This window comes from Dolichospermum lemmermannii CS-548, assembly GCF_028330815.1.
In the GTDB taxonomy this organism is placed as follows: Bacteria; Cyanobacteriota; Cyanobacteriia; order Cyanobacteriales; family Nostocaceae; genus Dolichospermum; species Dolichospermum lemmermannii.
This window is the reverse complement of record NZ_JAQMTJ010000258.1, coordinates 1-23,569: the sequence shown is the minus strand read 5'-3', so window position 1 is coordinate 23,569 and position 23,569 is coordinate 1. Positions and strand designations below refer to the sequence as shown.

Here is a 23,569-nt window from a genome sequence, read left to right as displayed (position 1 = left end):
TATTTTAGAATAATTTATTTAACATTAAATCCTCTATTTTTTAGCTAATATTACATAATCATCTAATGTGTAGTGTGATTCGTGATTTTGATAAAAATACTTTTTGATCATAGAACTCATATAAACTTGTTGAGGTAAATTTTCTCTAGCAAATTTTGCAAAGCCACTAGAATAAGCTGTTCTTAAACCAGTTGAGGTTAGATATCTATACCAAACTAATTCTAATCCAAATTCTGCTACAAATTTACATACTAGATTTTCTTCTTGTTCTTTATCTTCTACTTTCTGAGTATTATAAAATTTAAATAACTTTTTATCTTGCACAATTAGTAATACATATCCTTGATGATTTAAACTTTCAGCAAATATTTGTTTATATATATTAGTCGCTTCCTGATGTTTAACTGTATCGTTAAAAAAACAATGGGAAATAACTATAAAATCAAAAAAGTTTTTTGGGATATTATTAGATTTTTCATCCCAGGTAAATATGTCGTTAGTCACAAAGCGAAAATAAGTATTTATGGAAGTAATCCGCGATTCAATATATTTACGCCAAAATTGAAGTCCTCGATACTGGAAAGCGTCTTGTTTTTCTAAAGAATAGTAAGATAAGTGCATTTGAGGAATATCAAAAAAGCTGCTACAACTTTGGAGAAATAAAGCCAAACCATAAGCTGTTGTTCCCGGTCCAGCAGCAATATCAAGAATGTTCAATTTAGTTGGTAGCAACCCATCTTGGTAAATTAAAAACCATGCTAAATAGAGACAATAGACATTTTCTGAAAAATATTTCATAAAATAGACATGGGGGGTCAGACTAAAACGGTAGTCTGGATCTTTTCCCATTTTTAAGGTATTAATATCATCAAGAGCATCTTCTAATTGAATTACTAATTTTTGTTCAGGAATTTTACTAAATTCCTCTTTAATATATTCCACTAGTTTAACTTCAAAATCATCAAATATACGCTCATCAATTCCTGTAATTTGTAGTTTATATTCATCATGCTCCACTAATTTAAAAGCTTGATATATATACTTAATAAATTCTGCATCTGACTTTAATAACAGATGAGATTTTGATTCTTTTACTGCTGTTATTTGTTTTCTTAAATTTGCGGTTTCGCGTTTATGTTCCTGGGAATTCCGTTCAAGTTGCAGTTTATCCCTAAATAGTTTCTCTAACCATGAAAAACTTGCTCCCGATTTTTGAATCTCTTGCAAAATTTTTACAGCACTTCGTGTATCACCACGCTGTAATGCTGATTTAAATTGCTGACTTCTCCACCAATTAATAATAAAATTACTCATAACCAAACCCGTCTTTTCCTTCTTTTATTTCTACACCTGGAAGCTGAGAAACTAACTTTTCTTTAAATCTCTGATAACTAAATCTATCAGAATTATACCACCAAGCATATTTTTGTTTAATTTCTTCAGCTTCTTGACGAGTTCCTGCGACAAGAGAACGATTATTATTAGGATGAAAATCTTGAATTACTACTCTATCTGCAATAGCTAATTTCTGAATAAAGGCATCTTCATCTATTACTAACGTTGGTAAAAGAGGTGTAATTGTAATAGAAATTTTAGGAATAAAACCTTTAAAACCATCAATACTTTGTCTGATTTTTTTAATAGCATTTAATCTGGCTTTAACACTAGGAGAACGGGGTTCAAAATCTCTTCTCACGGCTTCGCTACCTGTGGGAATGCTCATATTAATTCGCAGTCTTTGAAACCTTTGTAAATAATCAATATCTCTAGTAATAATGGGACTGCGAGTTTGAATTACTAAATTTGGCCGATAATCAAGCATTACTTCTAATAAACTGCGAGTTAATTGATGTTTAGACTCCAAAGGTTGATAAGGATCTGTTACACTACTCATGTAAATTCTGGGAGGTTGATTGGGATTTTTCCGATACCAAGTTTCTAATTCTTTTGCTAAAACAACCGCCGCATTTTCTTTATAAATTACCCATTTACCCCAGTCTTGACGCATTTGAGGATTAGGACTAAATGCAGCAGCATAACAATAACTACAGCCATATTGACAACCCCGATAAGGATTGAGGGTAAAGTCATAAGCAGCAATAAACCCAGTGGCTTTTGTTAGCAGTGATTTAGCATTTTGGGCGTAAACTGTAGTATCTCCAAATTTTTCGCGTACGCATTTTGTAGGAGTTTCGTCGCTATAACCTTCATACCTTGGTTTCGCCATATTTTAATATGTAAAGATAAAATACTTTTAATCCGTTTTGTTAATTCACCCTGAGAGATACTATTAACATCAGGGACAGCAACAGGATCAAAAGTCCGATTAATTACTTACAGCATTTTCTCTTTATCTAAGTTTTCTTGATAAAGAGGATTATTGTCAATTAAAGTTTTGACAATTTCGGTTAATTTTTGATAATTAGATTGATGATTAATAATTTGAGTCATAGTTAAACCTCCTTACAATGTATTATATTTTGGGTAAAATAGCAAATTATGACCTTAATTCCGTTTTACCCAACTAAGAGGATGTTTTAAAAGTTTTCAATGTATAAATTTACCCCTCTCCAAACCTCTTCCCTGCAAGGAGAGAGGCTTTAAAACCCCCCTTCCCTATCAGGGAAGGGGGGCTGGGGGGTTAGGTTCTTGGAGATTGTTGGTTTCATCTAATACTTTTCAAACAACCTCTAAGATAGTGAGCTTAAAATTTACGCAACTAAAGAAATACGCTCCTCACCTTTTTCAAGAATAAGACGATAACCACAAGATTGAACTATCTGTAAAAAATTACTAATGTTCATATCTTTTTGCTGACCAGAACAAATATCTTGAATAACAGCAGGAGGAATATTAACTTCTTCGGCTAATTGAGCAATGGATATATGATCATTCTCCATAATAGAGATTAATAACTCAGATAGCAAAAACTCCTGATATCCTGATGTAAATTTAGCTTTAAAATCGGGGTTTTGCATCATTCTATCAAGAGTTGATAGTTGTTCAATTTTCTTCATAATATCCTCCTTCTTGGTTACGTTTAATATAATCATTCATATAGTTGATAGCTTTTTCTTTCTGGTTTTTTGGTAATTTTTGTTGTTTTTTCTCAAAAGCATTGGTAACAATAATTTTTTGACCAGTAAAGAAGAAGCATAAAAATCGATCTGGCTGTGGTTTAAAAGCGTAGATTTTATCTCCTTCATTACGAAATTGCTCTTTATTACTTATTTGACCAAAATCACCAATTCGTTTGACTAAAAATAAAAATCTTAATTGTTGTTTTTCATCTAGTCTATTAAAATACTCTTGAGCCTTGCTTTGACCATTTTCATTAAAATACCACTCCAACTGAAACACTGAACCAACATAAATTAAATATTCTTTGGTCATATAAGTCCCATTATAGCAGCTACAATTTCTCTGAAAAAGTAGGAATCAACAAAAAATAGTTATCGGATAGCTAAGAGAGTGAAAAATCACTGAAATGACATGATAATATTCATTCTGTCCGAATATAGTAATCTTAGTTAATGGTAAAACTCTACTATCGCGGCATGGTAGACGAAAATGGCAAGCCCAAAATCGGTCGAAGTGCCAGACTATTAGGAGTTAGACTGGGTGATATTGATATAAATATCAAGCAAATGCCCGTAAATAGTCTAGATGAGCAAGGCTATTTATTACCAGAGTCAGAGCGTGAGTTTCAAGGTGAGCTTGTTGATGTTGCTATTAGAAATACAGGGGGAATGTCCGTTTCCCTCTCCATTGAAGCTTTACCAGCACCTCGCAAACCTACTAAATTTGGTGGATATGGAAAAGATCCCCTATGGCAAATTGATGATAGTAACATCACTGGAGATTTACAAGCTGTTCAGGATAGCCCAACCCACGTTAGCATTTCGCCAAGAGTTACAATGTCACTAGAAAGGTACGAATTAGCCTTGGCAAACACCCAAGATGATTGGGAAAGAATTGATTAGAACTAAATAGGAGGCAGGTATGGCGTGGATATTTAGTTTATCAGCAGAGTGTGGCTCTGATGAAAGCAGTGCTAAGGAATTTGCTCAACATTTTGACCAAATAATAATGGGAAACCTATGGATACTTTCAAATGGTAGCCAATTCCAAATTCGTACAGATACTTTTCAGGATATAGAAAAAAACTGGTGGTGTCGGGTTTGCCCAAATAATCTTAGTGAACTAGGAATAGACAATCCTGAAAGTGCTTATTTAATGACGGATTTAGGTCTCAAACTCTATTCAACTCTAGAATTTGCTCCTTCGTTTCGTTATGCTTTAGTTGGTTTAGAAGTTGATGAATTTAGAACCTATAGTGAACTAATAGAAGATTTACCTAATTTATCTATTCCAGGATTAGTTTTATCTACAGCACTTGCAGAAGAAGTAGAAACATTACCAGGTTTCCAACCGTTTTTTAATTCTGGTTATGTTTGGCAACCCTACAAGGGTTAAATTTATAATCCATTAATGGTATCTCCAGAATTAAAAAATAAGCTTGATAAACTTTTAGCTGTAAGTTGAATTGAAACTCAATATTCTCTTGTGTGCCTCTGCGTGCAAAAAAAGCCACATCCTTGCGGAACATTGAAATCTTTTTCTTTCACTCTTTCAGCAGTTACAGTACCGTTTATAAAAAATAATTATCGTGACTAAAAACATACATACTATGTTAATATATAAATTGTTTGTTGATATTAATAGCTAAAAATGTCTACCACTATTAAATTTATTGATTTATTTGCAGGGATTGGGGGAATGAGATTAGGCTTAGAAAAAGCCTGTAAATCTTTAGGAATTCACAGCGAATGTGTTTTAACTTCCGAAATTAAATCTACAGCAATTAAAGTTTATCAACAAAATTTTAATGAAGATAAAATCTGGGGTGATATCACGGAAATATCAAGTCAACAAATACCTGATTTTGATGTTTTATTAGCTGGGTTTCCCTGTCAACCTTTTAGTAGTGCAGGAACAAGACAAGGATTTTTAGATACTAGAGGAACTTTATTTTTTGAAATTGAACGTATTTTAAAAGATAAATCACCTTTTGGATTTTTATTAGAAAATGTTGAAGGTTTAGTTCAACATGATGACGGTAGAACATTAACAACTATTATAAATAAATTAGAACAATTAGGTTATCAAGTTAAATGTGATGTTTTGAATGCTAGAGATTTTGGTGTTCCTCAAGATAGAAAAAGAGTTTATATTACTGGAACTAAGACAAACTCTATTTCTTTAAATTTTCCTAGAAATAATAAATCTGTATTATTAAATATTTTAGAAGCAGGTTGTCCGACTTTACAAACAAATTTTGTTAAGAAATTATTAGCACAATATTCTCTTGATGAACTTTATGGTAAATCTATTAGAGATAAAAGAGGAGGAGAAGATAATATTCACAGTTGGGATTTAGAATTAAAAGGAAATGTTAGTACAGAACAAAGAGAATTACTAAATTTATTACTAAAACAAAGAAGAAGAAAAAATTGGTCTGCTAAAAAGGGTATTCAGTGGATGGATGGAATACCGTTAAGTTTAGATGAAATTGAGACTTTTTATCAACATAAAAATTTAAAACAAATATTAGATGATTTAGCCAATAAAGGTTATTTAAAATATGAACATCCTAAAGATATTCAAGAAGTAGTAAATAAAGATGGTAAAACAGTAAAGAAAAGAGAATATAGACTTGATTTACCAAAAGGCTATAATATTGTAGTTGGTAAACTCAGTTTTCCAATTAATAAAATACTTGATCCTCATGATATTTCACCAACTTTAGTAGCTACTGATATGCAAAGATTAGCAGTAGTTGATGGTAAAGGGTTAAGATGTTTAACAATTAGAGAGGGATTAAGATTATTTGGCTTTCCTGAAGATTATCACATTAATTTACCTATCAATAAAGCATTTGATTTATTGGGAAATACTGTAGTAGTTACTGTGGTAAGAGAAATTTCGGAAAGAATAGTTATTCAAAAAATGCTATCAGTTCCTAATCAAGTCTACGTTTTAAGTAGATAAAACTAATCACCCTTTTGCAAAACTTATAATTCTTCTCCTATATGATAAAAATAGTTATTTTTGACTGTTGCTAGCCAATCATAACTTTGATTCTGTGTTCCAGGATATTTCATCAAAGTATCATATAAACCTTCAACAAAATCAAACCTGGATTTAAATGGTTTTCGAGCTTTCTGACTTTTGGAATACCATACAACAGGTCTAATAGCGTCAATTTCATGTTGTTTTACATTGCATTTAACTGAGTAATTCGCTGATCCTCCCGTAATTTCCCATATCTTTTTCAACCAAATTTTTCTAACTTTGAATTTATAATCTTTTAATTCATAAGCAAAAATTAAATAATCAGCATCTAACCGATGTGCTTCTGTCTTTAAAGATCGACAATAAGCTTTGAAATTAGCTACATCAAATGAAGCATTATCATCATAATTAAATGTTTTGATTTCTAATAACCCTGTAGTATCTGAAATATCTAGTAAAAAGTCAGGAAACTCTTGTGTATTTGTTTTGGTTCTAAACTCAACTCCTTTTAGTCTCATCCATTCAGTTAACCATTCTTGAAATAAATCACCAATCGCACTTTTTTCATTAATCTTAACAGAGATATTAAGAAAGTTAAAAGTAATTTCTCCTTCTTGATTAGCAATATCTTGAATTAATAAATTATAAATTTGATTAGCAATAGGATGATAAGACATACAGGATATTAATTAATAATGAAACTTCAATATATCATCGGTATAATAATTAACTTATTTTCTTAAGATTGTCTTTATACTAAAAATAAAATTTAGCACTAGAAAAAAAACAGCCGCCCCCTTACGGAAGCGGCCATTATTCAAACTAGGAAAACTACGAAAAGATTTTAGTAGTCGTAATCTCCACCCATACCACCACCAGCAGCAGGAGCGCCGTCTTTCGCTTCAGGCTTGTCAACAATGATACATTCTGTTGTCAACACCATCCCAGCGATAGAAGCAGCGTTTTGCAGAGCAGAACGAGTTACCTTAGCAGGGTCAACAATACCAGCTGCCAACATATCAACGAATTCGTTGGTAGAAGCATTGAAGCCAATGTTGAAATCCTTCTCTTTCACTCTTTCAGCAATAACTGCGCCGTTTTGACCAGCGTTTTCGGCAATTCTCTTCAGAGGAGCAGGTAAAGCCCGAACAACGATTAAAGCACCAGTCAACTCTTCATCTTTGAGGTTGCTGTGCGCCCAAGCTTCCAATACAGGAGCGAGGTGAGCCAAGGTTGTACCACCACCGGGAACAATACCTTCTTCTACAGCAGCCTTGGTAGCGTTGATAGCATCTTCCAAGCGGAGTTTCTTGTCTTTCATTTCGGTCTCGGTAGCTGCACCAACTTTAACAACAGCTACACCACCGGACAATTTAGCCAAACGCTCTTGGAGTTTTTCTTTGTCGTAGGAAGATTCGGTTTCTTCCATCTGACGACGGATTTGCTCAACACGAGCCTTCACACCAACTTCATTACCTTCAGCCACAATTGTGGTGCTGTCTTTGGTGATGGTGATGCGACGGGCTTTACCTAAGCTTTCTAACTTGGTGGTATCTAGTTTCAAACCAGCGTCTTCGGTTACGAGTTGACCACCGGTGAGAACTGCGATATCTTCTAGCATAGCCTTACGGCGATCGCCAAAACCAGGAGCTTTTACAGCAGCCACGTTGAGGACACCGCGTAAACGGTTAACTACCAAAGTTGCCAAAGCTTCTTTTTCGATGTCTTCAGCAATAATTACCAAAGGACGACCGGAACGAGCTACTTGTTCGAGGACAGGAACTAAATCTTGTACCAAAGCAATCTTCTTGTCAGTCAACAAGATATAAGGCTCATCAAAAACGGTTTCCATCCGTTCTGCATCGGTAGCGAAGTAAGGGGAAATATAACCCTTATCAAAGCGCATCCCTTCGGTGATTTCCAATTCGGTGGTCATAGACTTCCCTTCTTCTAGGGAAATTACGCCTTCTTTGCCCACCTTGTCCATAGCTTGAGCAATCATAGCCCCGACTTCTTCGTCGTTACCAGCAGAAATTGCCGCAACTTGAGCGATCGCTTTAGAATCTTCTACAGGGCGAGCGTGTTCAGCAATTTTTTCGACTAAAAAGGCAGATGCTTTGTCAATACCGCGCTTCAATAAAATCGCATTAGCACCAGCAGCAACGTTCCGCAAGCCTTCTTTAACAATGGCGTGAGCCAAAACGGTAGCTGTGGTTGTACCATCACCAGCAGCGTCATTGGTTTTGGAAGCAGCTTGACGAATTAGAGCTACACCAGTATTTTCGATGTGGTCTTCTAATTCAATTTCTTTAGCGATGGTGACACCATCATTAACGATTTGTGGTGCGCCAAATTTCTTTTCTAAAACTACGTTACGACCTTTAGGTCCAAGGGTAACAGCTACAGCTTCAGCGAGAATATCAATACCACGCTCTAGAGCGCGACGGGCGTTTTCGTTGTAAATAATGCGCTTTGCCATAATAAGTCTAAATCCCGGTAGTAAATTAAATTTTTCTGATTTTCAAAGAAATTGGTGAGTGGTGAACAGGTAATTCGGAAAAATTCTTACCCATCACCCATGCCCAATTAGCTGACGATTGCTAAAATGTCTTTTTCAGAAAGCAATACATATTCTTCTGTCGCCAGCTTGATATCAGTGCCAGCGTACTTGGAGTACAACACTTTATCGCCAACATTAATGTCCATTGTTTGACGAGTCCCGTCGTCATTGCGCTTGCCAGGTCCAACAGCGGCGATTTCGCCAACTTGGGGTTTTTCCTGAGCATTATCGGGCAAAAACAAACCGCCTGCGGTTTTTTCTTGGGGGGCGCTTACTTTGATAAAAACGCGATCGCCCAGGGGCTTAACGGTGGAAACGCTTAAAGATACGGCTGCCATACAAAATTTTTTGCTAAATTAGCACTCTCGACTCATGAGTGCTAATCTAGCTTTATATAGGACATAATAGCAATCATGACTTGTGTACGGGTTTCCGAACTAGGGCTAGGGTGGCAATACTTAAGTGCAAATATCCAATTATTTTAGTTGTCAGGGTTTGTTGCGTAGGTAATGAATATTTTGATATGGACAACTTTATTTGCAAACTTGGGAAATTGTTATAGAACTGTAATCAGGGATCTACTCAATGAGTAACAGCACCGTGATCCACGAACAGGCATCTCATCCCTACAACTACTAGGGAACTGGGAACTGGGGACTGGGGATTGGGGACTGGTGACAGGGAGTATTTAGCTCTTCCCCCATTACTAATTACCCAGTCAAAAAAACAGATAAATGCTCAATTCTGTTACAAATCAGCTAGTCTAGAACTTGGTAATGCTGTTAACAAGGACTGGGGGAGCGATCAACCCATCAGTTAGCACACAGTTATTCCATAGGCATCTTCACAGCCCAAGCCAAAAACTTGCGTGTTTGTTGTTCTAGAACGATAATGGTAGTTTACCTAGATGGGGTCTGGTATCGCCAATTAAATCCAGAAGTCATGAGAGCAGGTCATCCAAGACCAGTAAATTGGCCATGAGGATGGTGAAAAAATCTGTATTTTTAACCCATGCTTTGCCAAAAAAAACTTCCCGGCTGATTTTGAACCTCTGATAGAGGCTTCACATCCTAAGGATAAGTAGAGCAGCAGTATGCCAATGAAAGCGCAGGTGAGTTTTGAACTAAGGTCATCTTGAAAAATACCGACTTGTGATTCACAAGGACGATAATTTAATCAGGGTTTTCAGCCTGCAACTTTCAAATGGATCTATAATAGCGCATTATAAAGACTACTGCTATACGTATCCTTACTAGACTTTTTCCATTCACCTGCAAGTCTGTTGAAAGTAACTAACACTTTTAAGACTTAGGGGAGTTAAAGTAAGTTAAGTGGGAAAAAAGACAACATCCTAAGTCATCCACCATACGGGATAACTATATCAATACCTTAATGGATCGAAGCGCGAGAAGTGCCACTGTTATGAAAGAACCCAGCATGAAAGACCACAAAAGACTTCTATTCATTGATGATGACCCTAACCTCATCTTGCTGGTGAAGGATTACTTAGAGTTCCGGGGCTACGAAGTCATCACGTCCGCCAATGGCAGAGAAGCCCTGGATCTTCTAGAAACCGAAGTTCCAGATATGATCATCTGTGATGTGATTATGCCGGAAATGGACGGATACACTTTTGTCGAAGAAGTCCGCAAGACTGAACGAACTAGTTGGATTCCCGTTCTTTTCCTCTCAGCTAAAGGTCAAAGTGCAGACCGAGTTAAGGGGTTAAATAAAGGTGCTGACGTATATATGATCAAGCCCTTTGAACCTGAAGAACTCGTAGCACAAGTAGAATCCTCACTCAAGCAAACTGTGCGTTGGAAAGAACATCAAACCAAGGGTGGGGACAGCAGTTCTCGTATCCAAGTTCCTTTCGATGTCCAGTTAACCCCCACTGAACTGAAAGTAGTCCAGTTTGTCGCTAGGGGTTTAGCAAACCGCGAAATCGCTGAAGAATTAAATGTCAGCCAGCGGACTGTTGAAAGCCATGTGTCCAATATGTTGGGCAAAACCAATCTCCACAACCGGACTGAATTAGCACGGTGGGCGATTGAAAATCAAATGGCTTAAACAATTTTAGATTTTGGATTTTGGATTTTGGATGATTTATCTAAGGTCTAAAGTCCAAAATTTTTGATTTTGGATTTGGGAAAATTCCGCTGGAGACGGAAAATCTACATCTTCATAAAGTTGCGTCATTGTTCCTGCAAAGTTAATGCTTTGTAATTGAAATGAAGTTTCCTCTCCTGCATAAGACTGTAATACCCAAAGTCCATCTTCATTACGGCGGAAACATTCAACTCTCGGTTTTTTCGGATTAATTAAAATATATTCTTGTAAAGTTTCTATAGTTTGATAATCAGCAAATTTGTCACCTCGATCAAATCCTTCTGTAGAATCAGATAAAACTTCGATTATTAAACAGGGAAATCTTTTATATCCTAGTGTGTCTTGATCACGCTTGTCGCAAGTTACCATAATATCAGGATAAAAAAATCTATTTAAAGACTCAATTCTGGCTTTCATATCAGAAATATATACTCGACAACCAGAACCACGCATATAATTACGCAGTAGTGTTGCCAAATTAAGAGCTATAGTAACATGAGCTTCTAATGCGCCAGCCATTGCGTAGATATATCCATCAATGTATTCATACTTAATGGGGCTATTTTCTTCTAATTCTAGATATTCTTCGGGAGTGATGTAGATTTGGGGAGAAGCAACCATATTTAAAACCTCAAAAATTAAGATGTAGGCTTAACACTTGCTATTTATACTAAACTAGCCATTTGTAATAGATTAAGAAAATCCTGATTTAGTCTTTGATAAATTCCTGAGTTAATTTTAGCATTGCATCATGATCAAATCAAGTTGCAAAAATTAAATGAAAAGTTATTTTACCAAAAAACTAATAATTCTCGTTGCTGCCATAAAATCAGGATACCACTGAACAGGACAAAGGAGATAACCAGTCGCCGGAATTGTTTCTCGCTGATTTTTTGGAGAACCAAATGTCCCAACCAGTTGCCAGGTATAGCAGCTAAACCAAGGACAATTCCATAACCAATATATGGTAATTTGAAAGCACCAAGAAAACCATAAACAACAATTTTAACGATATGAACAATTACTCGATTTGTTGCCTGAGTTGCGAGTAATTCTTCTTTTTGTAAGCCATAGTTAATATAAAGTGGAGCTAATACAGGACCCATACTCCCTATTAATCCAGAGAAAAAAGCATAAACAAAACCTGCTGGTAAAAAATACCAAGCTTTGACTGAAAAAGATTTTTCTTCATTTTTAAAAAAGTAACTAGCAGCCGAAAAAATCAGAAATATAGCAACTAAAATACTTAACCAATCTAATTTAAGTTTTGTTAGTGTAAAAGCTCCCAAAATTCCGCCAAAAATTGCTCCGGGTAACTCCCATTTAACAACATCCCAATTAATTTTTTGCCAATATACAAATACTCTTTCACTGTTTCCAAATAGCCCACTAATAGTAATTACGGGAGCGATCGCTACTGCCCCTAGAAACATCCCAACAATGGGCATAAGAATTAATGCACTCCCACCACCCGCTAATAAACTGATAAACCAGCCAACAATCCCAGCTAATGCCAACCAAAATATTGTCATAAATTATTGAATAATATGTTAAACCGGTTACTCTGCTCTCTAAATGATTGACAACTCATACACAATAAAAGGTTGGCATGGCAAACTTAACTTAGTTTATGCTCGTTGCCAAGATTCCACTCAGTTAATTTACAATCACCATCAAGCCCCTTTTAAGGTACAACGCCCCTTTTACCCAGAAGGACAGGGAATTTGCCATAGCGTGATTTTACACAATGCTGGAGGCGTTGTGGGAGGCGATCGCCTATCTTCAGAAATTCACCTCCAACCCCAGACAAACGCCTTAATTACTACCGCAGCCGCAAGTAAAATATATCGTAGTAATGGCTTATTAGCAAGACAAACCGTAGATATTCAAATTGATGCTCATGCTTGTTTAGAATATTTACCCCAAGAAACGATTTTGTTTAATGGGGCAATTTATCGCCAAGATGTGCGGGTAGAATTAGCTGTAGGTGCGAGTTATTTGGGCTGGGAAATTACGAGATTCGGTAGAAGTGCTAGGGGAGAAAAGTTTTTAGAGGGAGAGATGCGATCGCACACAGAAATCTGGCAAAATGGTATGCCATTATGGATTGATAGACAAATCGTCCCTGGTAGCGAAGAAGTGTTTCACAGTCCTCATGGTTTAAGAGACAATCCCGTTGTTGGTAGTTTTGTTGGCGTTGGTTTCCCCATATCTCCAGAAATCATCAACCAAGCACGTTCTTTAATTATTCAAAACTCTGATGCTGGAGTAACTCGCTTACAACATGGATTTTTGTGCCGATATCGTGGTAATTCTACATCCCAAGTCAGAAGTTGGTTTACAAATATTTGGCAAATGTTACGAGTATCTTGTCTAAATCGTGGTAATTGTATTCCTAGAGTATGGCAAATTTAAACGAACCACAGAGACGCAGAGAACGCAGAGGAGGGAACAATGCAGCTTACACCCCAAGAGAAAGATAAATTATTAATTTTCACCGCTGCTTTAGTGGCAGAAAGACGTAAAAATAGAGGGTTAAAATTAAATTATCCTGAAGCAGTTGCCTTTATTTCTGCGGCGATTTTGGAAGGTGCAAGAGATGGTCAAACTGTAGCAGATTTAATGAGTTATGGGACAACTTTATTAACTCGTGATGATGTTATGGAAGGGATTCCTGAAATGATTCATGATGTTCAAGTGGAAGCCACTTTTCCTGATGGTACAAAGTTGGTAACTGTACATAATCCAATTCGTTAGAAATGATTAAGATAGGAGAAAGTGCAAATGAAGACAAAACAATATGAGATTAACATCAGTTAATATTCAAGGTTATCGCCCTTTCAGCAATTTTGAAGCCCCATTACAGCCACTAGAAATTTTAGAGAGGCTTCCATGAAAGTTGAATGTCCTCAAGCTTTGAGACCATTTGTGGAATTCTTAGAAAACCTTTAAATCAGGAAAACTCAATTATGATACCAGGCGAAATCATCACACCCAATGGTGAAATAGAATTAAATGCAGGTCGTCCAACTACTAAAATAATAGTCGCAAATACAGGAGACAGACCAATTCAAATAGGATCACACTTTCACTTTTACGAAGTCAATAACGCGTTAAACTTCCATAGAGAAAAAACACGAGGAATGCGATTAGATATTCCCGCCGGCACAGCCATCAGATTTGAACCAGGAGACGAAAAAGAAGTTACTCTAGTTCCTCTCGTTGGTACACGCCAAATCTACGGCTTCAACAACAAAATTGACGGAGACCTCTAAAATTCTCTCTGTCTCTCTGCGTCTAAAGCGTGATAAAAAAAGGATAAAAATATGCCCTACAAAATGAACCGCCAAGCCTACGCCGATACCTTCGGACCAACAGTAGGAGACAGAATTAGATTAGCCGACACCGAACTATTTATAGAAGTAGAAAGAGACTTTACAACCTACGGTGACGAAGTTAAATTTGGTGGGGGAAAAGTCATTAGAGATGGGATGGGACAATCCCCAATTTCTAATCATGATGGTGCAGTAGATTTAGTTATTACTAATGCTTTAATTCTCGATTGGTGGGGAATTGTCAAAGCAGATATTGGCATTAAAGACGGCAAAATTTATAAAATTGGTAAAGCCGGAAATCCCTATATTCAAGACAATATAGATATTATTATTGGACCGGGAACAGAAGCTTTAGCCGGCGAAGGAATGATTCTCACTGCGGGGGGAATAGATACCCACATCCATTTTATCTGTCCCCAACAAATTGAAGTCGCTATTGCTTCCGGTATTACCACCATGATTGGTGGTGGGACAGGCCCAGCTACGGGAACAAATGCCACAACTTGTACCCCTGGTCCCTGGAATATGTACCGAATGTTGCAAGCTGCTGACGCATTCCCTGTCAATTTAGGATTTTTGGGCAAAGGTAACACCAGTAAACCCCAAGGACTGATAGAACAAATCGAAGCCGGGGCAATGGGGTTAAAACTCCATGAAGATTGGGGAACAAATCCAGCCACAATTGATACTTGTTTGACCGTTGCTGATGAATATGATGTGCAAGTAGCAATTCACACTGATACTTTAAACGAAGCCGGCTTTGTGGAAGATACAATTGCCGCTTTTAAACATCGTGCTATTCACACTTATCACACAGAAGGGGCTGGAGGTGGTCATGCACCAGACATTATTAAAGTTTGCGGACAAAGTAACGTTTTACCATCTTCCACTAATCCTACCCGTCCTTACACCGTCAACACTCTAGATGAACATTTGGATATGTTGATGGTATGTCATCATTTAGATGCAGCTATTCCTGAAGATGTATCTTTTGCTGAATCCCGTATCCGTCGAGAAACTATTGCTGCGGAAGATATTCTGCACGATTTAGGCGCGTTTAGTATGATTGCTTCTGACTCCCAAGCAATGGGGCGTGTCGGTGAAGTAATAATTAGAACTTGGCAGACAGCACATAAAATGAAGGTGCAACGGGGAAGCCTTGCTGGTGATAGTCATGCCGATAATTTACGAGCTAAACGTTACGTTGCTAAATATACAATCAATCCGGCAATTACTCATGGTATTTCTGAATATGTGGGATCAGTAGAAGCGGGTAAATTAGCCGATTTGTGTTTGTGGAAACCTGCTTTTTTTGGTGTCAAACCGGAAATTGTCATTAAAGGTGGCATGATTGCTTGGTCACAGATGGGTGATGCTAATGCTAGTATTCCCACACCCCAACCTGTATATATGCGCCCGATGTTTGGCAGTTTTGCTGGTGCTAGAAATGCAACATCATTAACTTTTGTGTCTCAAGCTGCTTTGTCCAGAGAAATTCCTCAACAATTAGAATTAAGAAAATTAGCGATCGCAGTTTCAGGAACTCGTCAAATTACTAAGCGAGATATGAAATTAAATGATGCTTTACCTCATATTGAAGTAGATCCAGAAACCTACGAAGTTCGCGCAGATGGTGAATTATTAACTTGTGAACCAGCAACCGTTTTACCAATGGCACAAAGATACTTTCTCTTTTAGAATAGATGAAGATAAGATCCCCGACTTCTGACATCAATTTATAATTTGTGGACACAATAAATAAAAGAAGTCGGGGATCTGGATATGAACGATTGCTATAACTGAATACTTAACCTAAATCAAACAGTAATATTTCTGCATTTGAATTACTGCTAATTGTTAATTTCTCTTCTCCTGTAATTTCTACTCCATCTCCAGCTTTCAATTCGTGATTATTGAAAATTACTTCACCTTTAGCTATTTGCAACCAAGCATAACGATGGTTTTGGACATGATAATTTACCACATCACCTTGTGCTAAAATTCCCACATATAAAGAGACATCTTGGTAAATAGTTACAGCCCCATCTCGTCCATCTTCTGCCGCAATCAAACGCATTTTTCCCTGCTTCTCTGACCTAGCAAAAGCTTTTTGTTCATATCTAGGTTTTAGTCCTTGCTGATTTGGTAAAATCCAGATTTGTAGTAGGTGTAATTCTTCAGTTTGAGAAGGATTAAATTCACTGTGCATAATTCCAGTTCCTGCACTCATAACCTGGGCTTCACCGGGAAGAATTACCGAACCTGTGCCTAAACTATCTTTATGTTCAACCGCACCTGATAAAACATAGGTGAGAATTTCCATGTCTTTATGTCCATGAGTGGGAAATCCTGCACCAGCAGCAATGCGATCATCATTAATCACTCGCAAAGAACGAAATCCCATCCGGTTGGAATCATAAAAACTGCTAAAGGAAAATGTATGATAACTATTCAGCCAATCAATATGATTATGTCCACGGGAATTGCCATCATGAATTACATAATTAATGGTATTTTGAGTCATGATTTCACATTGCTATTTAATAGTTAAGTAGGTGAACACAATAAAACCAAACTGTGTAAAGAAACGTAAAATCGCTGAAAACTTCTTTACTCTTGCCTCTTGCCTCTTGCCTATTGCCTTGCTATAACGACAATTTTCAACGCCAACCTACTTAGTTGTACTGGAAAATTGCCAAAGCAGAATTAGTTTTTTCACTGTTTATATAGTAAAGTAGATACAGATAAATTCACAAATACGCACTAAAAAGTAAGATCCAAGAACCCCAATCCCCCCGCAAGCGAGGAGGGTGCTATGATGTCTCTCGTTCAAGTGCATAACGCTATATAGCTAATAATTTTATGAATTACTACGTGATCTATGATGGCAACTGCAATCTTTGTGTAACTTTAGTGCAGTTGTTGGAAACTTTAGACCAAGGGAAACTGTTTCGCTACGTTTCTATGCAAGATGAGGAGACATTATCTCAATGGGGGATTACCTCGACAGATTGTCAACAGGGGATGATTTTAATTGATGGTAATGCTACAGAAAGACGTTGGCAAGGTAGTAATGCTGCTGAGGAAATTGGACGACTATTACCTTTGGGTAGTATATTTGTGGATGCGTATCGGGCATTACCGGGGATGAAATGGGCAGGAGATAGGTTTTATGAACAAATTCGGGATAATCGTTATACATTGTTTGGTAAGCGTTCCCAAACCTATCAATCACCATACTGTGTAGATGGTAGTTGCAAAACTGATAACGAGTAATATTGAGCCTGACCCTGATTTAGTATATAAGTTCTATTATGTAAGAATATAAACCTCTTTTCTGAGTAATTCCTGCCATTTTTGCATTTAGATCCTAAAATATATTTAACCTTTGAGGTTAACAATATTTATAGAACCGTGATAGAATGGATATTGTATTCGAGAGTAGCAAGTTTGAAGAAGAGTGCAATAACCAACGGCTTTTAGTGAAAAATCATGGTGCAGATAGAGCTAAACGTATCAGAAAACGGCTAGATCATTTGCGTTACTATGCCAACGTGCTTGAAGATATGCGAAATCTCCCCGGACGTTGCCACGAATTAATTCATGATCGAGCAGGTCAATTAGCACTCGATTTGGATCATCCATATCGGCTTATATTTGAGCCAGCAGATGAATCAATTCCTACCAAATCAGATGGTGGTCTCGACTGGAATCAAGTAACTGCCGTGAGAATAATCGGCGTGGAGAATTATCATGGAAAGTAAGATCCAAAATCGGTACAATCCAGATTACGTTTCTCCTCCGGGGGATACCCTTTTGGAAGTTCTGGAAGATAGGGATATGACCCAAGCAGAACTAGCGGAACGGACAGGAAGACCAAAAAAAACAATTAATGAAATTATTAAGGGTAAAGCTGCAATTACGCCAGAAACAGCATTACAGCTAGAACTAGTATTCAATATTCCAGCTAGTTTTTGGAACAATCACGAACGACGTTACCGCGAGTTTTTAGCACAACAGGAAGAAAAAAAGCGTTTAGCACAACAAGTACCCTGGCTGAAAGAAATTCCTGTGACAGCCATGATTAAATCTGGCTGGATTCGCCGCTGTGAGGATAAAGTGGAGCAACTGCGGGAACTGCTAAATTTTTTCGCAGTCGCCTCCCCTGAACAATGGGAGGGTATATGGTTGAATAATCATATAGAGTTTCGTAAATCTCAAGCATTTCAAAGCGACGCTGGAGCTATATCTGCTTGGTTACGTCGTGGAGAAATAGAAGCATCTAAAATTGCTTGCGCTCCCTACAATGCAACCAATTTTAGGGAAGCATTGCGAAAAATCCGTGCTTTAACTGTGGAACTACCAGAAATCTTCCAACCAAAAGTAGTACAGTTGTGTGCAGAAGCTGGTGTTGCTGTGGTTTTTGTGCCAGAACTTCCGAAAACACGAACTAGTGGTGCAACTCATTGGTTGAATGCTGACAAAGCACTCATTCAACTCAGTTTGCGGTATAAAACTGATGATCATTTGTGGTTTACATTCTTCCACGAAGCCGGTCACATTTTACTACATGGGAAGCGGGATTTCTTTCTTGAGGGAACAGGTGTTGTCTCTGTTGAGGCTCAAGAAAAAGAGAACGAAGCGAACAAATTCTCTGCGGATATACTCATTCCTCCTAGAGATTTGCAACGATTTCTGACATCAATCCCACAAATTAGTAAAGCAAATATTATTGAGTTTGCTAATGAGATTGGTATTGCACCGGGAATTGTTGTTGGTAGACTTCAACATGATCAAGTTTTACCTTCTAGCCACTGTAATGATTTAAAGCAAAGGTGGGAATGGGTAGTAGATGAGCAGAAAAGCTAATTATTTTTACTGACTCCGTTGATTAAACACCTCTAAAATTTGCCGACAAACCTGTTTAAGCTTTTCCCCAACAACAGCCGAGGGTGTGGAATCACCAACAAAACTCCAAGTTTCAACGGTAGAAAGTCGCCAAACTTCCCCACTGTGATCAAATCCAGCAGCTTCGACACCAATGGCGCGACGGTGATTATTGATAGGATCTTGATAAAATCGGATTTGAATTAAAATACTGCGACAGCGCCAAGATTTGCTGATACCAGGAAAGTGAAAACCAATGTCTATGGAATCTGGATCTACTAATTCTCTGGTTTCTGGGTCATTGTGCCAGGGTTTAAGATCGGATTTGACATCAGGAAATTCATATTTAAATAAATTGACTACTGTAGCAATTTTGCTGGCAAATTCTAGGTTTGTGGCTTGTTCGGCTGCGTTCACTCAATAATACTCCTCTATTCGCTTGGTCTGTGGGGAAGATCAAGACAGAAAAACCTAAGTTAATTGTAACGGTTCATTACATAGCGATCTAAAATAACACTGTTAATCTGTAAACAAATAAAAAATTAATTTTCATCTATGGTGCGTCAACGTTCTATTTTCTCACTGATTTTTGGATTATTGGCCACATTTTTGATTAGTTGTGGTAGTCCTACTGTTGCTACTGTACCACCATCTTATACAGCAGCGGAAGTTGCCAAAATTCAGGAATATGTTCCCGGAATTCAGATGGTGCGCGATCGCTCTTCAGAACTGAAAAACCTCATTTCTAAGGGTGAATGGGTGAAAGTGGGTAATTTTATCCACGGACCAATGACAGAAGCTAGGTTAAATATGACTTATATCATTCCTAATCTAGCCAAACAAAACCAAGCCAAAGCTCGACAAATCAGCAAAGATTTGTTGAATGACTTAGTAAGAATTGATCAAGCTGCTACTGCGAGCAATACTAGCCTAGCTGCGAGTAAATACAAAGAAGCTTTTGCAGATATTGACAAATTCTTAGAACTAGTTCCTGAAAAGAGTAGCTAAGAGAGGAGTCACCGAGTCAGGAGTCAGGAGGAAGAAAGAAGAAGAAAGAAATTTCTCCCCTGTTCCCTGTTCCCTGCTTCATTTCGAGTCTTGAATCACAAAATGCTAGGGTGATGGAGTGATAGGGTGGAAAGGAAGACTTTTGATTCTTCACCCCTGACTCCTAGCAAAAACCATGAATATAGTAATTATCGGCTGTGGTGTGGTTGGGGCGGCGATCGCCTATGAACTCAGCCAAGTTAAAGGTTTAAACATCACCGTTTTCGAGCAAAAACAACCTGCACAAGGTTCTACCAGCGCTGCCCTCGGTGTTTTAATGGGCATAATCAGTAGTAAAACCAAGGGTATTGCTTGGCGAATGCGACAAAATAGCATCCAACGCTATGAAACTTTGATTCCTGAATTAGAAGGGATTACAGGGCGAAAAATCCCTTGTAACCGTCAAGGAATCGTGATGCTGTTGTCAGAAAATTTAGAACACCCCTTAGAAAGTGGGGTTGAGGTGCTTTCAGAATGGGAACAACTGCGGGAAATTCGTCAATCTCAAGATTGGGAATTGCAAGTTTGGGATCAAAAACAACTGCAAAAATATTGTCCCCAAGTTAGTGATCCGCAAATTATTGGTGCTGTCTATTCTCCCCAAGACTTACAACTAAATGCTACAGCTTTAACTTTAGCCTTAGTAGATGCAGCCCAACGCAATGGGGTAAAATTCAAATTTGGTGTATCTGTGACGGGAACAGAAACCCCACCTCCACCACCCCCAACTCCTTTACACATCAAAAAAGGATTGGGAGAACCACATAAATGTAATTTTATTGAAACTACAGAGGGCGAAGTTACCGCTGATTGGTTTATCATGTCTGCGGGTTTAGGTTCAACGGCCTTAACTGCACAATTAGATCAAATGGTGAATATCCGTCCGGTGCTGGGACAAGCTTTATATTTAAGTTTAGGACGGACTTTAGGCAATCCTGATTTTCAACCAGTGATTACTGGTAATGATGTGCATATTGTACCAATGGGAAATGGTGATTATTGGATAGGAGCAACGGTAGAATTTCCTGATGATGAAGATCAAATATCTCCAAGTCCAGAATTATTGGATGCTGTCAGACAACAAGCGATCGCATTTATCCCAGATTTAGCCGCAGCTAAGGTTCTCCGCACTTGGTCAGGATTGCGCCCTCGTCCCGAAGGCAGACCAGCGCCAGTAATTGATAAGTTACCGGGTTTTACGAACGTTCTCCTGGCTACGGGACACTATCGCAATGGTGTTTTACTCGCACCAGCCACAGCCACAGCGATTCGGCAAATGATCGTACCCCAATAAGAATAAGATCCCCGATTTCTTAAAGAGGTCGGGGCGAAGCCAAACTCTCTAATCTCAAAATAACGTAGTATACTGGGGTTAATCGTATTTAACCGAAAGATGAAATACCTAACCCCAGAACAAGTTTACAAACAATTTGGCTATCACCCTAAGACAACGGCAGAATGGGCTGACTTAGGGAAAATAGAATGTATCCGTTCCCCTGGGGGACATCGGAGATATCCAGAGTCAGCATTCATCAAAACAGTCTCAATGGATAAAGAGAGGGTTCTTTATGCCCGTGTCAGCACAAAAACCCAGTTGTTAGACCTTGACACACAAATAGATTTTTTAGGTAAAACTTACCCAGGATGCCGGGTCGTCAAGGATGTTGCCAGTGGTATGAACTGGAAGCGGAAAAACTTTCTTAAATTAATGACTCAAGTTGCCCAAAATCAAATTTCTGAAATTGTCGTGGGACATAAGGATAGGTTATGCAGATTTGGTTTTGAGTTTGTTGAGTGGTTTTGCAATCTTCACGGCTGCAAAATTGTCGTGGTGAACAATGCCAAGCTATCACCGCACGAAGAGTTGATGCAGGATTTTATGGCTATCATGCACTGCTTTTCTTCCAAGCTTTACTTCCTTAGGGCTTACAAGAAAAAGATAGCCGAAGAGCAAAATATTCATGAAATAAATAGTAGTCAATACGAGTCAATGGGTGTATAGTAGTAAAAGACGTAGCAAACCAAGTCCATGAAACTCAAAGCAAAGAATCAGTTAACCGTTACGAGAATCGCTATTTTAGGGACTGAAAAACTAAATAATTGGAAATCTAACGAACTTGATTTAATCGCTTTGAGTTTAGGTAAACTACGCTCTGACTTGTGGAATGAGTTCGGGTCGTTAAAGGCTTGGGGCGTTTCTAAATTTGAGATTGACAAACAGCTACGCACCTTAAAAGACAAATACAAATTACCTGCTAAGTTATGGGAAGCAACTCTCTATGACGTAATTGATGATATTCACTTGGTTCAGGCTGCTTGTGTCGAAAAGGTGATGAAATCTTTGGGTCAATCGTTCCAGTCGTTCCAGGCTAAAAAAGGAGTTTTGCAACTTACCTTAGAAAGTCGGGAATGGTTGGAACATCCCAAACTTTGCACCTTAGTTAGAAAGTTTTGGTATCGAGGACACACGAAAGTTTGTAACCAAATTATTGTAAAGGCTTATGATACTAAAACAGATGATAAAGGTGTGGTGTGGTTGCGTTTTGGAGGTGTAACTCCATGTAAAACTCTCAAACTACCAACGACTTTACCAACAGAAATAAAGTGTCAAATAAGGCTAATTAAGCGTAATGGCAGATGGGAAATTCATTACACAACTGATATCCAAAAAGCTGAAAAAAAGACCGATGGTAAAATAATTGGATGTGATAGAGGTTACACCGAAGTTTATGCCACATCTTCTAATGATGGTGCTAGATTTTTAGGTAATGATTTTGGTAAAATCCAAACTCAAGAAACCGATTACAGAACAGCGAAACAAGTAAAACGTAATAAAATCAGGTCAGTTTTTAACAAGTCTACAGCTAAAGGAAACAGTGCCAAGGCTGATAGAATTAAACGAAATAATCTTGGTAAAATCAAGTGGGACAATCGGGAAAGATCCTTTAAAGGTAGGATTCAAACAATCGTTTTTACAGCTACGCATGACTTGATGACAGATGCGATCAAGGTAGCTTTTGAAGATTTGACGGAGCAAATAACAGGCAAAAAGCCCATGAGAAAGCGTATGAAGAGAAATGTTTCTTCATGGTGCAAGGGGATAGTTGCGGATGCCCTCAAACAAGTTTCAACCCGTGTAGGTTGCACGGTTGTTAGTGTGAATTGTGCGTATACGTCACAACTTGACTCCAGATTTAGTACCTTAACGGGTAGTAGAAATGGTGACAAGTTTACCGGACATGATGGGGTCGTGATGCACTCAGATACTAACGCTGCTGACAACGTTCTAGCAAGAATGAGTGACGTTGAAATCACTCGTTATATGAAACATTCCGATGTAAAAGTAATCTTGCTAGAACGAACTCAGAAGTTTCACCGATTCCCTAATAGTGGAAACTGAAGCGGAAACGGGCATGGAGTGCGATTCGTTGTTAGCTAAATCACGGTAATCAGTCCGTACATAAGCTAACCAACCCAATCCAATCATGGAAAAAGGCTGAACTCTCGGTCTGATATGGGTGAAAGTCCCATCTGCCAGACTCAGGTATGACTCCCT

General features: G+C 37.9%; 26 protein-coding genes and 1 pseudogene. 15 read left to right on the top strand and 12 right to left on the bottom strand.

The features are described 5' to 3' along the window. Positions 1–33: 33 nt before the first annotated feature. The 4 genes from PN450_RS17275 to PN450_RS17260 form a co-directional block, all read right to left on the bottom strand. A complete protein-coding gene (locus PN450_RS17275; RefSeq protein ID WP_271837034.1) occupies positions 34–1,314 on the bottom strand; it encodes a photosystem II assembly protein in 1,281 nt (426 codons plus the stop codon). After that, positions 1,307–2,227, bottom strand: coding sequence for an SPL family radical SAM protein (locus tag PN450_RS17270; RefSeq protein WP_148764566.1), 921 nt, complete (start codon positions 2,225–2,227; stop codon positions 1,307–1,309). Before PN450_RS17270 ends, PN450_RS17275 begins: the two co-directional genes overlap by 8 nt. A 484-nt stretch (positions 2,228–2,711) precedes the next feature. Continuing rightward, on the bottom strand, positions 2,712–3,017 hold the full coding sequence (locus tag PN450_RS17265) for a hypothetical protein (RefSeq protein ID WP_271837033.1): 306 nt from the start codon (positions 3,015–3,017) through the stop codon (positions 2,712–2,714). Continuing rightward, positions 3,004–3,393, bottom strand: coding sequence for a type II toxin-antitoxin system RelE/ParE family toxin (locus PN450_RS17260; RefSeq protein WP_271837032.1), 390 nt, complete (start codon positions 3,391–3,393; stop codon positions 3,004–3,006). The genes PN450_RS17265 and PN450_RS17260 overlap by 14 nt, the downstream gene beginning before the upstream one ends. Before the next feature lie 140 nt (positions 3,394–3,533). Here PN450_RS17260 and PN450_RS17255 point away from each other — a divergent pair, with 140 nt between their 5' ends. The 3 genes from PN450_RS17255 to dcm all read left to right on the top strand — a co-directional run bounded on the left by PN450_RS17255 (position 3,534) and on the right by dcm (position 6,051). After that, complete coding sequence (locus PN450_RS17255) at positions 3,534–3,983, top strand: Tse2 family ADP-ribosyltransferase toxin (RefSeq protein ID WP_271837031.1); 450 nt, start codon at positions 3,534–3,536, stop codon at positions 3,981–3,983. Positions 3,984–4,002: 19 nt separating this feature from the next. Next, positions 4,003–4,476, top strand: coding sequence for a hypothetical protein (locus PN450_RS17250; RefSeq protein WP_246862948.1), 474 nt, complete (start codon positions 4,003–4,005; stop codon positions 4,474–4,476). A 255-nt stretch (positions 4,477–4,731) separates the two neighbouring features. Next, complete coding sequence (gene dcm, locus PN450_RS17245) at positions 4,732–6,051, top strand: DNA (cytosine-5-)-methyltransferase (RefSeq protein WP_148764574.1); 1,320 nt, start codon at positions 4,732–4,734, stop codon at positions 6,049–6,051. A gap of 23 nt (positions 6,052–6,074) precedes the next feature. Here the strand turns inward: dcm and PN450_RS17240 are convergent, their stop codons facing one another. The 3 genes from PN450_RS17240 to groES form a co-directional block, all read right to left on the bottom strand. Continuing rightward, positions 6,075–6,752, bottom strand: a complete 678-nt coding sequence (locus tag PN450_RS17240) for an NgoBV family restriction endonuclease (protein WP_148764576.1) — start codon at positions 6,750–6,752, stop codon at positions 6,075–6,077. Between the two features lie 167 nt (positions 6,753–6,919). Continuing rightward, positions 6,920–8,554, bottom strand: a complete 1,635-nt coding sequence (groL, locus tag PN450_RS17235) for a chaperonin GroEL (protein WP_271837030.1) — start codon at positions 8,552–8,554, stop codon at positions 6,920–6,922. A gap of 107 nt (positions 8,555–8,661) precedes the next feature. Further along, complete coding sequence (gene groES / locus PN450_RS17230) at positions 8,662–8,973, bottom strand: co-chaperone GroES (RefSeq protein ID WP_015083039.1); 312 nt, start codon at positions 8,971–8,973, stop codon at positions 8,662–8,664. Between the two features lie 1,054 nt (positions 8,974–10,027). Between groES and PN450_RS17225 the strand changes: the two genes are divergently transcribed. Further along, positions 10,028–10,705 carry a response regulator transcription factor gene (locus PN450_RS17225; RefSeq protein ID WP_015083038.1) on the top strand — a complete coding sequence of 226 codons (678 nt, stop codon included), beginning with the start codon at positions 10,028–10,030 and terminating at the stop codon, positions 10,703–10,705. 36 nt (positions 10,706–10,741) lie between these two features. On the opposite strand, the gene PN450_RS17220 is transcribed toward PN450_RS17225, so the two are convergent. Both PN450_RS17220 and PN450_RS17215 read right to left on the bottom strand, forming a co-directional pair. Then, positions 10,742–11,365, bottom strand: coding sequence for a Uma2 family endonuclease (locus tag PN450_RS17220; protein ID WP_168694954.1), 624 nt, complete (start codon positions 11,363–11,365; stop codon positions 10,742–10,744). A gap of 170 nt (positions 11,366–11,535) precedes the next feature. Continuing rightward, the gene (locus tag PN450_RS17215) at positions 11,536–12,276 is read right to left on the bottom strand and encodes a sulfite exporter TauE/SafE family protein (protein ID WP_148764580.1); all 741 of its coding nucleotides are present in this window, start codon (positions 12,274–12,276) and stop codon (positions 11,536–11,538) included. Positions 12,277–12,319: 43 nt separating this feature from the next. On the opposite strand from PN450_RS17215, the gene PN450_RS17210 reads away from it, so the two are divergent. The 4 genes from PN450_RS17210 to ureC all read left to right on the top strand — a co-directional run bounded on the left by PN450_RS17210 (position 12,320) and on the right by ureC (position 15,777). After that, a complete protein-coding gene (locus PN450_RS17210) occupies positions 12,320–13,159 on the top strand; it encodes an urease accessory protein UreD (protein WP_148764582.1) in 840 nt (279 codons plus the stop codon). A 39-nt stretch (positions 13,160–13,198) separates the two neighbouring features. Further along, a complete protein-coding gene (gene ureA, locus PN450_RS17205) occupies positions 13,199–13,501 on the top strand; it encodes an urease subunit gamma (protein ID WP_015083034.1) in 303 nt (100 codons plus the stop codon). Positions 13,502–13,713: 212 nt separating this feature from the next. Beyond that, positions 13,714–14,019 (top strand): urease subunit beta, encoded by a 306-nt coding sequence (locus PN450_RS17200; RefSeq protein ID WP_210422221.1) that lies wholly within the window; start codon positions 13,714–13,716, stop codon positions 14,017–14,019. Between the two features lie 51 nt (positions 14,020–14,070). Continuing rightward, positions 14,071–15,777: an urease subunit alpha gene (ureC, locus tag PN450_RS17195; RefSeq protein WP_148764584.1), complete on the top strand. Its 1,707-nt coding sequence runs from the start codon at positions 14,071–14,073 to the stop codon at positions 15,775–15,777. 109 nt (positions 15,778–15,886) lie between these two features. On the opposite strand, the gene PN450_RS17190 is transcribed toward ureC, so the two are convergent. After that, the gene (locus PN450_RS17190; protein WP_148764586.1) at positions 15,887–16,603 is read right to left on the bottom strand and encodes a pirin family protein; all 717 of its coding nucleotides are present in this window, start codon (positions 16,601–16,603) and stop codon (positions 15,887–15,889) included. 338 nt (positions 16,604–16,941) lie between these two features. Between PN450_RS17190 and PN450_RS17185 the strand changes: the two genes are divergently transcribed. The 3 genes from PN450_RS17185 to PN450_RS17175 all read left to right on the top strand — a co-directional run bounded on the left by PN450_RS17185 (position 16,942) and on the right by PN450_RS17175 (position 18,948). After that, on the top strand, positions 16,942–17,355 hold the full coding sequence (locus tag PN450_RS17185; RefSeq protein ID WP_148764588.1) for a thiol-disulfide oxidoreductase DCC family protein: 414 nt from the start codon (positions 16,942–16,944) through the stop codon (positions 17,353–17,355). 146 nt (positions 17,356–17,501) lie between these two features. After that, on the top strand, positions 17,502–17,843 hold the full coding sequence (locus PN450_RS17180; RefSeq protein ID WP_148764590.1) for a type II toxin-antitoxin system RelE/ParE family toxin: 342 nt from the start codon (positions 17,502–17,504) through the stop codon (positions 17,841–17,843). After that, the gene (locus tag PN450_RS17175) at positions 17,833–18,948 is read left to right on the top strand and encodes a helix-turn-helix domain-containing protein (RefSeq protein WP_148764592.1); all 1,116 of its coding nucleotides are present in this window, start codon (positions 17,833–17,835) and stop codon (positions 18,946–18,948) included. The genes PN450_RS17180 and PN450_RS17175 overlap by 11 nt, the downstream gene beginning before the upstream one ends. A 6-nt stretch (positions 18,949–18,954) precedes the next feature. On the opposite strand, the gene PN450_RS17170 is transcribed toward PN450_RS17175, so the two are convergent. Beyond that, entirely contained in the window at positions 18,955–19,383 is a 429-nt protein-coding gene (locus PN450_RS17170; protein WP_148764594.1) for a hypothetical protein, read from the bottom strand. Positions 19,384–19,521: 138 nt separating this feature from the next. On the opposite strand from PN450_RS17170, the gene psbQ reads away from it, so the two are divergent. The 4 genes from psbQ to PN450_RS17150 all read left to right on the top strand — a co-directional run bounded on the left by psbQ (position 19,522) and on the right by PN450_RS17150 (position 23,413). After that, complete coding sequence (psbQ, locus tag PN450_RS17165) at positions 19,522–19,974, top strand: photosystem II protein PsbQ (RefSeq protein ID WP_015083028.1); 453 nt, start codon at positions 19,522–19,524, stop codon at positions 19,972–19,974. A gap of 175 nt (positions 19,975–20,149) precedes the next feature. Beyond that, positions 20,150–21,307 (top strand): NAD(P)/FAD-dependent oxidoreductase, encoded by a 1,158-nt coding sequence (locus PN450_RS17160; RefSeq protein WP_271837029.1) that lies wholly within the window; start codon positions 20,150–20,152, stop codon positions 21,305–21,307. Positions 21,308–21,406: 99 nt separating this feature from the next. Next, on the top strand, positions 21,407–22,015 hold the full coding sequence (locus tag PN450_RS17155) for an IS607 family transposase (protein WP_271837028.1): 609 nt from the start codon (positions 21,407–21,409) through the stop codon (positions 22,013–22,015). Between the two features lie 27 nt (positions 22,016–22,042). After that, positions 22,043–23,413 carry an addiction module component gene (locus PN450_RS17150; RefSeq protein ID WP_246862941.1) on the top strand — a complete coding sequence of 457 codons (1,371 nt, stop codon included), beginning with the start codon at positions 22,043–22,045 and terminating at the stop codon, positions 23,411–23,413. Here the strand turns inward: PN450_RS17150 and PN450_RS17145 are convergent. Next, positions 23,366–23,569 (bottom strand): annotated as a pseudogene (locus PN450_RS17145) (hypothetical protein); the annotation flags it as partial. The gene PN450_RS17150 and the pseudogene PN450_RS17145 sit on opposite strands and share 48 nt — an antisense overlap.

What these genes read in the sequence shown, in the direction of transcription:
- PN450_RS17275 (WP_271837034.1), bottom strand. Translation starts at nt 1,314, where the DNA reads ATGAGTAATTTTATTATTAATTGGTGGAGAAGTCAGCAATTTAAATCA.
- PN450_RS17270 (WP_148764566.1), bottom strand. Translation starts at nt 2,227, where the DNA reads ATGGCGAAACCAAGGTATGAAGGTTATAGCGACGAAACTCCTACAAAA.
- PN450_RS17265 (WP_271837033.1), bottom strand. Translation starts at nt 3,017, where the DNA reads ATGAAGAAAATTGAACAACTATCAACTCTTGATAGAATGATGCAAAAC.
- PN450_RS17260 (WP_271837032.1), bottom strand. Translation starts at nt 3,393, where the DNA reads ATGACCAAAGAATATTTAATTTATGTTGGTTCAGTGTTTCAGTTGGAG.
- PN450_RS17255 (WP_271837031.1), top strand. Translation starts at nt 3,534, where the DNA reads ATGGTAAAACTCTACTATCGCGGCATGGTAGACGAAAATGGCAAGCCC.
- PN450_RS17250 (WP_246862948.1), top strand. Translation starts at nt 4,003, where the DNA reads ATGGCGTGGATATTTAGTTTATCAGCAGAGTGTGGCTCTGATGAAAGC.
- dcm (WP_148764574.1), top strand. Translation starts at nt 4,732, where the DNA reads ATGTCTACCACTATTAAATTTATTGATTTATTTGCAGGGATTGGGGGA.
- PN450_RS17240 (WP_148764576.1), bottom strand. Translation starts at nt 6,752, where the DNA reads ATGTCTTATCATCCTATTGCTAATCAAATTTATAATTTATTAATTCAA.
- groL (WP_271837030.1), bottom strand. Translation starts at nt 8,554, where the DNA reads ATGGCAAAGCGCATTATTTACAACGAAAACGCCCGTCGCGCTCTAGAG.
- groES (WP_015083039.1), bottom strand. Translation starts at nt 8,973, where the DNA reads ATGGCAGCCGTATCTTTAAGCGTTTCCACCGTTAAGCCCCTGGGCGAT.
- PN450_RS17225 (WP_015083038.1), top strand. Translation starts at nt 10,028, where the DNA reads ATGGATCGAAGCGCGAGAAGTGCCACTGTTATGAAAGAACCCAGCATG.
- PN450_RS17220 (WP_168694954.1), bottom strand. Translation starts at nt 11,365, where the DNA reads ATGGTTGCTTCTCCCCAAATCTACATCACTCCCGAAGAATATCTAGAA.
- PN450_RS17215 (WP_148764580.1), bottom strand. Translation starts at nt 12,276, where the DNA reads ATGACAATATTTTGGTTGGCATTAGCTGGGATTGTTGGCTGGTTTATC.
- PN450_RS17210 (WP_148764582.1), top strand. Translation starts at nt 12,320, where the DNA reads ATGATTGACAACTCATACACAATAAAAGGTTGGCATGGCAAACTTAAC.
- ureA (WP_015083034.1), top strand. Translation starts at nt 13,199, where the DNA reads ATGCAGCTTACACCCCAAGAGAAAGATAAATTATTAATTTTCACCGCT.
- PN450_RS17200 (WP_210422221.1), top strand. Translation starts at nt 13,714, where the DNA reads ATGATACCAGGCGAAATCATCACACCCAATGGTGAAATAGAATTAAAT.
- ureC (WP_148764584.1), top strand. Translation starts at nt 14,071, where the DNA reads ATGCCCTACAAAATGAACCGCCAAGCCTACGCCGATACCTTCGGACCA.
- PN450_RS17190 (WP_148764586.1), bottom strand. Translation starts at nt 16,603, where the DNA reads ATGACTCAAAATACCATTAATTATGTAATTCATGATGGCAATTCCCGT.
- PN450_RS17185 (WP_148764588.1), top strand. Translation starts at nt 16,942, where the DNA reads ATGAATTACTACGTGATCTATGATGGCAACTGCAATCTTTGTGTAACT.
- PN450_RS17180 (WP_148764590.1), top strand. Translation starts at nt 17,502, where the DNA reads ATGGATATTGTATTCGAGAGTAGCAAGTTTGAAGAAGAGTGCAATAAC.
- PN450_RS17175 (WP_148764592.1), top strand. Translation starts at nt 17,833, where the DNA reads ATGGAAAGTAAGATCCAAAATCGGTACAATCCAGATTACGTTTCTCCT.
- psbQ (WP_015083028.1), top strand. Translation starts at nt 19,522, where the DNA reads ATGGTGCGTCAACGTTCTATTTTCTCACTGATTTTTGGATTATTGGCC.
- PN450_RS17160 (WP_271837029.1), top strand. Translation starts at nt 20,150, where the DNA reads ATGAATATAGTAATTATCGGCTGTGGTGTGGTTGGGGCGGCGATCGCC.
- PN450_RS17155 (WP_271837028.1), top strand. Translation starts at nt 21,407, where the DNA reads ATGAAATACCTAACCCCAGAACAAGTTTACAAACAATTTGGCTATCAC.
- PN450_RS17150 (WP_246862941.1), top strand. Translation starts at nt 22,043, where the DNA reads ATGAAACTCAAAGCAAAGAATCAGTTAACCGTTACGAGAATCGCTATT.